Genomic DNA, 12,354 nt, shown 5'->3' with positions numbered 1-12,354 from the left:
CATATTCAACATAAATAGTACTATTCTCTACTTGAATTAACCTGACCGATAGTTGAATTGCTTCAACAAAAAACAGCAATACCCCTTCGCCCCCGTTAGTTTTAAAATTCATTTATATCAGAAATTACACTTTTTAATATTTCAATAGATGTTATGGGTTCTTTATCAAGCTCTAAACTGTGATTTCCACCATCAACCACTTTTAATATAAGATTTTGATTAGTTTTCAATTTTTCAAAGCGTTCCACAATAAAACAAAAATGATCTTTTTCTCCAAAAATACAAAGTCCTTTATGATCACTGTTAACCATTGCATTAAATACGACATCATTTTGTAGTAATGGAGTCAACCATACTACTTTAGCATCTTTCAACATTGTATGATCGAGCAGATAACTCAAAGCTTTAGTTCCGATTGATTTAGCCACTACATAATAATTACTGTATTTCTTGTCCTTAATTGCGTTGTCGATTGCTAGTTGTACATCTCTTGCAAAATCCCTTTCATTTAGAACAGACATTTCTTGCCTACTAAATATATAGTTAATGTGTAATACATCAAAACCTTTATTGTAAAATAACCCAGATGTAAAGTGTAACAATGGAGCTTGTGTTGTGTAACCCGCTCCTGGTAACACAATAACTAAGTTAGTTGTTTCTTCTTTTTGCTCAATCAATCTAAAAGGGATATTTTTAGAACCTATAATTTCATTATTGTTCATCATTTTCTCACTCCCCACAACATTATAATTCTTCCCTATTCTTCACTATAAACCAATATTCCTTCTTCGTGACAACTGCCCGCTAGCTTAAATACATTATTTCATAATATTTCATTTAAGCGCAGGTTTGTTTGAAGAAAGACTTTGTCATGATGAAACCACAAAATGATCTTTATGTAATATTGGCACTGTTTGATAAACATTTAATTGACTACTATGCTTTACATCAGCTTCAAATCCTCGTTCACGCAGTTCTCTTCCACTTCCACCTTCCCAAATCAATGCATCTATTTTTTGTTTTGTATTATGGAATGCACCAATACAAACTTCTGCTTCGGGTGATTTTTCCCCTTCTAAGTAAGATAGAATAGCACCAGCACCTAAATAATCTTCAATTGATGGTCGAAGAGTATCTTCAAATTCTCTTACGTTACTCCATTGTTCACCACAAGGGACGACAGTAATATTTGCTTGAGTTTGTAATCTTAATTGATTTGCAACTAATGCCACTGATGAGGCATTCAGTAAAGAACCAATCAATAGTGCGGGAACCTTAGATGCAACCCAGGTGCAAAATGCACCATTAAGTGAAGACAAAACATACTTCCTTTTTGTATGTTCTTTATTAAAGGAAACTGGTGATAATGTGGGTTTTCCTATTTTAGCTGCCTCTGCTCTTCCTAAAATATATTCAGCCCCCAATTTGTCAGCGTATTCTTTCCCGTCTAAATTAGGAGGATAAGGATATATTATTGCTCCATTGTTTAAAGCAGATATAACTGTTGTTGAAAAACTTAGAACATCAACGATTATAATAATATCGCCACGTTCAGCTGCTTCTCTTGCACCTCGTTTACCCCATTCCACACGACAAACATATGGGGATTGATCAAACATCAAACCATCACCTCTATCGGAAATATAATTCCTCATTAAACTCTTTCTGTTACTTTAAAAAGAAAAAAGCGCTCATGTCGCTTTAAAATAAAGTTTGTACAAACACACCTTATAAACCGGCATTTTATGATAAATAAAAAGAATCCATTTTGAAAAAATATTCAAATCAAAGGCTGCTACAAAAAGACTAAATATTTCGTGCCTCATACTCAAATGGTTCTTCACATGTGAAAACTTCATGGAAAAACCCAAAATACGGGATATCATCTTCAAGGCATTTTATGCAATATGCCAGCCTCTCATCACACTTCGTCTCTTCACCGTTGTTCCGCATTACCTCGAATGCATCTACAATATTCTCTATGAGGATTATTTGGATGAATAAAGACAATTTATCCAACATCGAATCTTCGATTTTGGTCTCGGATGTGTATCCCACGAGTACTGTTCTGAAATAATCATTCATAAAGTTTTTTCGTTTACCGGCGTCTGGCTCAAATTGTATCCAGCCCATTCCGAGTGTCCAGAGATTTGCCAAGTCATACATATACCAACAAAAACATGAATTATCGAAATCAAATACAGTGATTTGTCCGGTATCAAAGTCAATCATATAATTACCATCACTATAATCAAAATGTACCATCCCGAAAGTCTCAGAGTTCTTGTCCAATCGTTCTAAAGTTTTAAGGAGCTCTACCATCTTCTCCTTAAGCAGTGATAACGTACCAGGTATCAGTTTATCGATATACTCTACATTGTATTTATCAAAGAAACTATACCGGCGATGGACGGGAGCATAGCCTTTCGACAATTGGTGCAGCTTACCCAGAACTTTACCGCAGTTATAATAGTATTCCGTAATAGGAACTCCTTCGCGATATTGATAATGATTTTCAACCAGCCTTTTTCCCCTAGCCTTTTCGAACAGGCAGACAAAAAAGGTGTGATTATTATGAGTGATCTCTTCCACTAGATTTCCCTTCCTGGAGCTGATCACATTCGAGACATTACCGCCATGCTCGAATAAATATTGGATATATTCAACTTCGCCCAACAGATCCTCTCGGCTCCTGTCATTTAAATAGGTGATTCTGAGTATTTTTGCACTAGCGCCCTCTTTCTCACAGTTATAAACGACATTCCGCCCTCCTGCATGAGCATTAATTAGACTTGTTTCATAACCTTCCAACTCATACAACTCTGATACTAGTGGAAGTAAATAAGCTTCGCATATTTCAGCAACCTCATTATGAGTCATGAATCTTCTCCCTTAGCTACTAAAGTAGTTAAAAACTCTGGTAGTAATGATTTGAAGGATCTGCATCCTTCGTGCATAAGTTCCAATTAAATTAACTCCTGACTACAAAATTTTATAAGCTGATTAAAAGTATTCTATAAATTCCACATATCCCTTTTTTCTATTGAAATAATTGTTCGATAAATAATTGCTTATTGTACTAACTGTACTTTACTTTAAGTACATTTCTCCACAATCTCTTCTAAACATTAACATAGATACCCATTTTTCTTAAAAGGCGTTGTTTAACAATCTGGCCCTTTTCATGAAGAAAGACGCTTTCCTTATTTCAGAAAAACGCCCCTTTTCTTGAATAGAAAAACAATAGTTCCAGAGAACATCATTTAAAGTATTCATTTCTAAATTCGTACTTTATTAAGGAGATTACTCTCTAATAAATAATTGATTTCGTTCAATAATCTCCTTACACTTCTTAAATCCGTCTTTTTTCTTACTATATACAGGAAAACATAGATCCCAATTTCCTAATATAACTGTTTCAAGAGAAGGAAAGAAAAAATTCGAAAAATATAGTTCTTTAACTGAAAGGTACGGTCCTGCTGTATCCTGAGAATATGTAAAAGGGATAATACCACTGCGGCTTATTAAACCAACAGTGGGTTTAATGCCAACGACTGAGTTTTGAATTGCAGGACTGAGAATGGAGGCATCCGTTTCAGTTCCTACCGATAAAACTGAAAAATTCGAAGCAACTGCCACTGCGAACCCTGAACTTGAACCACCAACAAAAAGTGTTGGATCCCCATATGGGTTTAATGTTTGTCCGCCTCTTGAACTGTATCCTGCCCACATTTCACTAGACATTCCATTTGCTAATTCTGTCATGTTTGCCTTACCTAATATAACAGCTCCTGCCTCACGAAGTTTTTTCACAATAAATGCATCCTGTCTAGCTAAATGGTTTTCTAATGCAATGGTTCCCGCACTCGTATGCATGGAATCCTTTGTTTCTATATTGTCTTTCAGGACAACCGGAATGCCGTGTAATGGCCCCCTAACGCCTTTTAATTTCCTTTCATTATCTAGTCCTTCTGCAATAAATATCGCTTCAGGATTTATTTCAAGCATGGAATTAATTTTTGGTCCATTCTGGTCATACTTTGCAATTCTATACAAATAATACATAACTAATTCTTTTGAAGTTATTTCTCCGTTATCCATAGCTACTTGAATCTCATGAATTGACAGTTCTTCTCTAAAAAAACTTTTAAAACATATCACCATTACAGTAAACCAGTCCTAATGTTTTTTATGATCCTATTTATAATTTCTATAGTTGCATTAAGAAATGGATCTAAGTCAATATCTTGGACATAAAAAAGTTAAGTCCCATTCCTTATGCTGCTCGGCATAATGTTTCTACTTCATCTGGTGTTAAATAGTTTATTGCTCCATGAATTCGCTTTCGGTTGTACCAGCTTTCAATGTAAGTAAATAAGGCTACTTTTGCAGTTTCAAAGTCCAGATATCGGTTCCTATAAACCTCTTCTTTTTTCAATGTTGCATGAAATGATTCCATACATGCATTGTCATACGGACAACCTTTTCGACTAAACGATTGAATGAATCCATGTTGCTTTAACTGCTTTTGGAATGCTTCACTCGTATATTGTGTGCCTAAATCCGTATGCAAAATAACCCCTTCATTAGGGTCTTGATTTTGAATGGCATTGTCTAGTGCTTGTGTAACCAATTCAACCGTCATTTGTCGGGCAAAGTTATATCCTACGATTTTCTTAGAATGAAGGTCTAGCACTGAAGCTAAGTAACACCAGCCATCTTTATGTGTGTGAATATATGTAATATCAGCTACCCATTTCTCATTAATAGAGGTTGTTTGAAAATCCTGCTCTAATCTGTTTTCACGTTCTTCTATATGACCTTGAAATGATGAAGGACGATATTTTTTAACAATAATAGAACGAACTCCAGCCTGTTTCATTAAGCGTTGTACACGTTTGATGCTCACCTGAAATCCTTCTTTACGCAATAAGTAATGAATTTTAGGAGCTCCATAACGACCCTTACTTGCTTTATGGATTTCTCGGATACGTTTGGTTATTTCCTCATTTTCTATTTGATAGGCCGAAGGCATTTTATGGGCAGCTTGATAATAAGTACTTTTAGGCAACTTTAATACACGACACATGGTTTGAACAGGATAGTGTGCCTTTTCTTCATTGATATGTTCGATAATTTCTTGATCCATTACTTTTTCGCGAATATGGTCATAGCCTTTTTTAATATTTCTACCTCTTGTTTTAAACGTAAATTTTCTTTTTGAATAGCTGCGATTTCAGCGGGTGTTAATGACTCATTTCCCCCAATAGGAGAATGCACTTTAATCCATTTATAAATAGTTACTTCTGAGACACCATATTCGCTAGCAAGCTGGTTGACGGGAGTACCAGCACGATAAAGTTCAACAATCGTTTCTTTGAATTCTTGATTGTAACGTTTTTGTTTCATAACGGACACGTCCTCTCTTAATTTCTAGGATAAGGACTTAACTAAAATGTGTCCATACTTCTATACTAGCTCCAAAATCCTGTTTACTATTTGATATATAGGTATATAAGGCATTACTTACCTAAGTTATTACACAATCTGAACTTTAACATAAAGAAAGAGTGTAATTCTTGCAGCAGAATTGCAGCTGTCTATTGAATAATCTTAGTATTTGACATTAAATACTAAAGTGGATATTATAGATATATTAAGTCCGTAATAAGAATTGTCATTTTAAGTTAACATTAGTAACGACTAGAATCATAAAAGAATAGTAGATCTGGTTAACAAAATGAATAAAAACATCTATATTAATCATAATGTCTTATATCTAAATTACAGATATTAAAACTCTATAATATGCATTATAGATAAGAGAGGATAATAATTGATGGATAAATATGATTGTATTGTAATTGGTGCAGGGCCAGCCGGATTAAGTGCAACCTTAACTTTAGGGAGAGCGCGTAGAAAGATTGCCCTATTTGATAATGGAACAAATCGAAATCGTGTAACTCATGAATCACATGGGTTTTTAACAAGGGATGGAATTAAACCGAAAGAATTTAAAGATATAGCAATTAAAGATTTAGAATCTTATCCTTCTGTATCAATTTGGAATGAGACAGTTACGGAGGTAATTAAAGATGTCAAAAATGATGGATTTTTAGTCAATACATCGAACAATAGATCATTTATAGCAGAAAAAATTATGTTAGCCACAGGTATTCAAGAAGAATTCCCCTTATCACAGATTAAACAATATTACGGTAAAAGTCTATTCAGCTGCCCTTATTGTGATGGTTGGGAGCTGAGAGACCAGCCGTTAGCTATCATTGCAGAAGATGATGAACACATTATTCATATGACTAAATTGGTTTTTAATTGGTCAAAAGATTTAATTGTTTTTACAAATGGTCATCAACTATCCAATAAAGTGCGAAATGACTTTGCGAGTAACAAGATTAAGGTTTTTGGTGAAGTTATTAAAAAATTACATGGAGATAATGGTCATTTAGAAAGCATTGAATTAGAATCAGGTGAAAACATCCTACGAAGTGGTGGCTTTGTTGTTCCAAGTTTTTATCGACCGAATCAATTTGCTGAACAATTAAATTGTCTAGTGGATGAAAATGGTGGAATTATCACAGACGGCGCTGGACGAACAACAGTGTATGGGATATATATTGCAGGTGAAACTGAAAAAGCTGGCCCCTCTTCTTTAATGATTACAGCAGCCGACGGCAATAAGGCTGCTTTCAGTATAAACATGGATATTACATTAGAAAGATTTTAATATGAAAGCTGATGAGTTACAAATACAACTCTTCAGCCTATTTTATTATGAGAGTTAACAACTTAAAGACTCACACTCCATTAAATGGCGTTAAAATTAAAAAAGCACTGATCCTTATTACAAGAATGTACCCGTGGTGGACAAGGTTTCAATTAATATCCCCTAAATAAACTGGAGATTTTTCATCAAAAAAATGTTTCACTATATATTTTCTAAACTCTTTTGGATATAATCTGTATTGAAGCAAATCATTAATATGAATCCATTATCCCAACTTGGTAGCTATCAGGTTTAGTAGGTTTTATGTAGTTATTCATTTCATTTTTGAGTCTACAAACAAAATAATATTCAACTTGGTGAACATTAAAATCAAATGAAGAATGCTCGTGGTTTTTACCAATATACTCACGAATATGGAGAAGTTCTCCGATTTCTATTTGCTGTCCAACCTCTTCAATACACTCTCTTATTAAAGCGTTATGAAGTGTTTCTCCGTGTTCTTGTCCTCCACCAGGGAAAAGATAAAAGTACCCCTCATTATCTTGATTTTTTGTTAGTAAAATCTTGGCATCCTTAATGATAATAGCTTTTGCTGAGTTTCTAATATGCACTTAAATCTCCCCTTTTTTATCTCTCCATATTTTACAACAGAAACAATTCTTTCGGGTTTATCTTATAATGTCTTATTCAACTATTTGGCCCAAAAATGAAAAAGGAGCGCTATTCATTGTTCCAGGATAGCGCCATTTTTTAGAATAAGCTGCATATTATTACACAAGGCCTTCATGGATTCAGACCCTGTTCAAATCATAACTAATAAACAAAATTCCTTGTACAAGGGTTGCGCCCTACGGTAGTTCCTTTTACTGTATGTAGACTACACTTTTATTCCTAAAAAGCATTTGTTAATAAGAAATTGGCGATGGGGTACTAATTTAATTCGTTTAACTGTTCCCATTCACTTAAATACATACGCTTTGACATATTTTTAGGGTTTTCAAGTTTACATATAAATTCTAAACTGTTCCCATCTGGGTCATTAAAGTGGATTTTGGCATGAGCCATGCCATTATGTGCCATTACAAATGGTTCAACTGGTTTAAAGCCAAATGCCTCTCTGGGTTCATATCCTTTTTCATTCAACCAAGCAACAGAATTTTTTAACCCATTTAAAGAAACTTGAAAAGCTATGTGCTTTATAGAAGGGTGATATTCAAGTTCAACTTTGTTTGTTTCCCATAGCCCCAACCAACTTTTATTCTTTTCAATCCATAAGAACGCCAAGCTGTCATCATGACTATGGGATAATTCCAAACCAAGTCCTTTGTAATATTCAATTGAACGTTTTAAATCACTTACTGGTAAATGTGCTTCATATAATCCTAGTATCATTTTAAGACCTCCTTGAAATTAAGGTTATCATTTAGACAAATAAATAACTTCATAGAAAAGTCCCAAACTTCCTACGACTTTAGTTGTAACCATGACCTTCGGAATTTATATTAGCCTTTACATATAAATGGTCTGAAATTAAGGATGATATCCCAGGTTATAGATAGGCTAATCCTGATTTTGTTCATAAAATAGAAGAAGGAAGACCTATTATCTTTTTTTACATTTTATCATTATAAAATTCATTGGAGGTTTATTTTTCATGTCCTTACTTTGCTCGTCAATTTCTGAGATCTCTATCAGTCCAAATTCTTGTTTGATGGAGTCAGAATCATAAAAAACATTTTTACAACTTCCATTATCTCAAAATAGTCTTTTATCCAATAGTTTGCCCTTACCAAACATTGGGGCTTTTTTTGAAACAGTCGTAAAAATCATATATCCATTTGGCTTTAAGTGATTATAGCAATCTTTAATAAACTTCTCTCTCATGCTTATTCAATAAGTGAATCATGGGAGAATATACCATTGTAAAGTTTATCATCAAAAGGCATGTCAGTTACTGAACCATGAAAAATTCTACTATCAAGCCCATTTTCCCTTGCCAAATCAATTGCTGTTTTTGAAATCTCAATACCTGTAACTTTTATACCGTTTTCAATGAAAACCTTCGCATTTCTACCATATCCAATACCTGGTAGAAGCATATCCTTAACATTCCTTTCAGGGAAAAAGTCCTTTATTAGGATTGCGGAGTCTGTAGGCATTAACGGTATGTATTCTCATATATATTGCCATTGACTTGTGATTATCATTTCAATTTCAGCTTATTAATCCGGCAATCGTTTTTTTACTCAAGTACTCGGCTAACCATTGTGATTCTAGTAAAACTGCATTTTCATCAAACAATCGTTTAATACCGCTATGGTCAACCTTCATTTTAAATTGACCAACAACCATTTTAGAAATGATGTTCCGTGTTTGCCTTCCTACAGCTTCCCTATATGCAAGAAATGAATCAAAATTGATTGTTGCACTTAACTTAGCAATGTCTTCAAAGGTCATATCATTATCTGAATGAGAGAATTCATTATTCATTTTTTCTTGCCAGCTGTCAGTGAAAAGAATTTGCTGATCATTTGCGACCAATTTATTCATAGTCATTTCATTGATTCGGCCAATATGCCATATGTGCCATACGATTGAGTTTAAAAGTTAAAATAATATATTTAAATTTCAGCAGTTTTATTGATTTATATAATATAGAACATGCTTATTTAATGGACTATTCTTTTCAACTTTGGGATGATCAAAATTATTTATAAAACTCAAACCGATTTTTTTCATTACATTTATCGAAGGCTTATTAATTTCTGCTGTAAAACTGTATACATCACGAAACCCCAATTCATTAAATCCGTAGTGCAAACATGCTCCGGCACCCTCTGTTGCATATCCTTTTCCCCATGCTTCTTTTTTTAGTCGCCAGCCAATTTCTATACATGGTGTAAAATCAGCCTCGAATATTGCCCTATGGAATCCTATAAACCCCATAAATTCTTTATTTTCCTTTTCCTCTACGGCATATAACCCAAATCCGCATTCGTTAAATTCAGATACAATTGATTGATAAAACTTATTTGTTTCTTCGGCTGATAAGGTTTTAGGAAAATACTTCATAACTTTTACATCCCTATTTAATCGCCTAAATGGCTCTAAATCAGTTTCTTCCCAGTCGCGTAAATGCAATCTTGATGTTTCAATATATATCATTGTGCACCTCCGTAGAAAGTATGATTGGTTGTTTTACAACAAATTTGTTTTAATAAAGAATCATTAAAAAGATAGTATATAATATCCCATTAGTTGTCCCGCTCTTCAATTTCTTTATTTCAAGTCCTTCTTTTTATACCAAACCTTTGGATCGGCTACACTAAGTTAGACAGAAATTATAAGGTCAAGTAGACTACAGATAATTTAGTGGAATAAGAAAAAAAGCTTCCTTATGAAGACTGTTTCATCCTAATGTATCCTGTGAGGATATCTATTTATTAATCATAAAACCCTAAAATCTTTCTTACTTTCTCCAAGAATATAGTGTGAAAACCACATCAAATTTTGCTTCATAATAGCCACATTCATTCCTGGATGGTCAGAACTATATGCCATTCCTTTAAATATAATTAATTCTGTATCAACTTCCATATCCCTTAATCCTTGATATAGCTCATATGCATTTGGAGTTGGAATTCTTGCATCCTTTTCACCATGTTGGATTAAAGTGGGAGTACAGGCTGATTTAATATATGTCATTGGTGATGTTTTAGTATATATCTCTGGATCATTCCATGGATTATTTCCTAAATACATCCTAATAAAGTAAGGGATATCTGTATTTACATAATGGGTACTCCAATTAGTAATTCCACCTCCAACTGAAATAGCTTTAAATCTACTACTAAATGTAGAACAGAAAGCTGATATATATCCACCGTTGCTCCATCCCATAACGCCTACTCTATCTTTATCTGCAATCCCTCTGTCAACTAGTTTATCCACTCCAGATATAACATCATCGTAGTCAGCAATTCCCAATTTCCTATAGTTTGCTTTTAAGAATTCATTCCCATACCCAGAACTCCCCCTATAGTTTGGTTCTAAAACGATAAAGCCTTTTTCGATAAACTGTTCAATAGGATATTTCTCATTAAAACAGTCTGAAAATATTGGAAAGGATGCCCAAGCCGGACCACCATGGATTACCACTAATAAGGGATATTTTTTATTTGCGTCAAACTCTACTGGGGTTGTTAAAACTCCCTCTATTTCAAGACCATCACTACTTTGCCATGAGATTACTTCCCTGTTACTTATAAGCTTTCCTTTGAAAAAGCTATTTTCATTCGTTATTTTTTTATCGTCTAAATAGATTTCAAAGGTTTCATTTGTTATAGCCATATTATAGGATATATGATTTCCATCCCTTGTTATAGAAGCATCCATTATGAAGCTATCTACTTTTTCGCTTAACATTTCCACAGTGCCATTCTCAGATAACAACCCAATATGATAATTAGTTTTATTCTGCCATCTAATTAAAATTCCTTTAGCTGTCCACCGTAATGGAATAACCGTACTATCAAAATCTGTTAAATGCTGAATTAGCTCTCCATTATTAATATCATATATCTCTAGTGTACTGTCTTGTATATGGGTCTTATAGTAATCCTTCTCCCTTATACTTGCTGAATAACAAATTTTGCTACCTTCAGGAGAAATGCAAATGCTCCCTCCCAACAACTTATCTATATTCATCTTTTGTAGCTCTCCAGCTTTAATATCTAGTATGTATAGATCTCCATTTATATAATCTCCCATATTTGGGCTTGGTGTAGCCATAAATACAACCTTATTCCCATCATTTGAAATATCAAATTCTAGGATATGAAAATCATTACCATCAGTTAGTTGATAAACAACGCTATTTTCGTGGTCATCTTTATCTTCACCAGCTCTATCAAAACTTTCTTGGTGTTGATATTTATCATTTTGTATCACTTTTTCTATTTCAATGTAATATAAACAATCATTCTGGTATTCCTTACCTATATGATGGAAATCTCCATATAGTTCCTTACGTTTCTTTATCGCCTCAGATTCTTTTGACTGTGCAACATAATAAAAACCCTTGCCAGTTGGCTCCCATTTGAATTTACTGACCCCTTCTTTCTCATCAGTAATTTGAACCCCACTATAACCATCTATTGACTTAACAAAGATCTGATTTTTCTTATTATCCCCGTCACCAACTGGGCTAAGGTATGCGATATCTCTAGAATCTGGAGACCATAATGGATATGTACTATCTATATCCCTAGTTGTTTATGGGTAACACTGCCCCTTATCTTTTTCATATATCCATACATGATTCCTATATTTATTGTCTTTCCAGTTAGCTGTCTTCTTGACAAATGCTACGTTTTTGCCATCACCACTTATATTTGTACCTGATAAGGTTGGTAATGAAATAATCTCTTCTATACTTAAATATGTTTTTTCATTCATTTTCTTTAATAAACCCCCTCGAAGCTATAATCAAATAGGCATAATCAAAAAATTAATTTATCATTTCTTGTTGCAAACTAGTTAATGACATAAAATTCTCAGTATTATTTTTGTCTAATTTATTATTTTTAAATTGCATCCAAAACCACTTT

Annotated in this window: 8 protein-coding genes and 4 pseudogenes; 1 reads left to right on the top strand and 11 read right to left on the bottom strand. The window is 33.7% G+C overall.

The genetic code is table 11. The features are described 5' to 3' along the window. Positions 1–101 precede the first annotated feature (101 nt). From FI644_RS21115 to FI644_RS21095, 5 genes and pseudogenes are all read right to left on the bottom strand, one after another. Complete coding sequence (locus FI644_RS21115; RefSeq protein ID WP_246066975.1) at positions 102–725, bottom strand: alpha/beta family hydrolase; 624 nt, start codon at positions 723–725, stop codon at positions 102–104. Between the two features lie 144 nt (positions 726–869). Then, positions 870–1,619 (bottom strand): 2-phosphosulfolactate phosphatase, encoded by a 750-nt coding sequence (locus tag FI644_RS21110; RefSeq protein ID WP_053476278.1) that lies wholly within the window; start codon positions 1,617–1,619, stop codon positions 870–872. Between the two features lie 187 nt (positions 1,620–1,806). Continuing rightward, positions 1,807–2,880, bottom strand: a complete 1,074-nt coding sequence (locus FI644_RS21105) for a phosphotransferase enzyme family protein (RefSeq protein WP_172797642.1) — start codon at positions 2,878–2,880, stop codon at positions 1,807–1,809. Positions 2,881–3,468: 588 nt separating this feature from the next. Further along, positions 3,469–4,164 (bottom strand): annotated as a pseudogene (locus FI644_RS21100) (amidase family protein); the annotation flags it as partial. 112 nt (positions 4,165–4,276) lie between these two features. Further along, positions 4,277–5,409 (bottom strand): IS3 family transposase gene (locus FI644_RS21095; RefSeq protein ID WP_425388891.1). Its coding sequence is split into 2 segments (ribosomal slippage): positions 4,277–5,175 and positions 5,175–5,409, totalling 1,134 coding nucleotides; the frame shifts between segments, so codons are not numbered across the junction. Between the two features lie 430 nt (positions 5,410–5,839). Between FI644_RS21095 and FI644_RS21090 the strand changes: the two genes are divergently transcribed. Then, positions 5,840–6,745: an NAD(P)/FAD-dependent oxidoreductase gene (locus FI644_RS21090; protein ID WP_053478074.1), complete on the top strand. Its 906-nt coding sequence runs from the start codon at positions 5,840–5,842 to the stop codon at positions 6,743–6,745. 148 nt (positions 6,746–6,893) lie between these two features. Here the strand turns inward: FI644_RS21090 and FI644_RS21085 are convergent. The 6 genes and pseudogenes from FI644_RS21085 to FI644_RS21060 all read right to left on the bottom strand — a co-directional run bounded on the left by FI644_RS21085 (position 6,894) and on the right by FI644_RS21060 (position 12,202). Continuing rightward, positions 6,894–7,356 (bottom strand): annotated as a pseudogene (locus FI644_RS21085) (NUDIX domain-containing protein). A 319-nt stretch (positions 7,357–7,675) separates the two neighbouring features. After that, on the bottom strand, positions 7,676–8,137 hold the full coding sequence (locus tag FI644_RS21080; RefSeq protein WP_053476279.1) for a VOC family protein: 462 nt from the start codon (positions 8,135–8,137) through the stop codon (positions 7,676–7,678). A 210-nt stretch (positions 8,138–8,347) separates the two neighbouring features. Further along, a pseudogene (locus FI644_RS21075) lies at positions 8,348–8,904 on the bottom strand (class I SAM-dependent methyltransferase). Between the two features lie 55 nt (positions 8,905–8,959). Beyond that, complete coding sequence (locus tag FI644_RS21070) at positions 8,960–9,295, bottom strand: hypothetical protein (protein WP_053476280.1); 336 nt, start codon at positions 9,293–9,295, stop codon at positions 8,960–8,962. 87 nt (positions 9,296–9,382) lie between these two features. Next, positions 9,383–9,910, bottom strand: a complete 528-nt coding sequence (locus FI644_RS21065) for a GNAT family N-acetyltransferase (RefSeq protein WP_053476281.1) — start codon at positions 9,908–9,910, stop codon at positions 9,383–9,385. Positions 9,911–10,192: 282 nt separating this feature from the next. Beyond that, positions 10,193–12,202, bottom strand: a pseudogene (locus tag FI644_RS21060) (S9 family peptidase). Between the last annotated feature and the right edge of the window lie 152 nt (positions 12,203–12,354).

Source organism: Cytobacillus solani, from assembly GCF_006704205.1.
Taxonomy (GTDB): domain Bacteria; phylum Bacillota; class Bacilli; order Bacillales; family Cytobacillaceae; genus Cytobacillus; species Cytobacillus solani.
The sequence above is the reverse complement of the archived record's forward strand: the minus strand, read 5'-3'. Positions and strand labels throughout refer to the sequence as shown.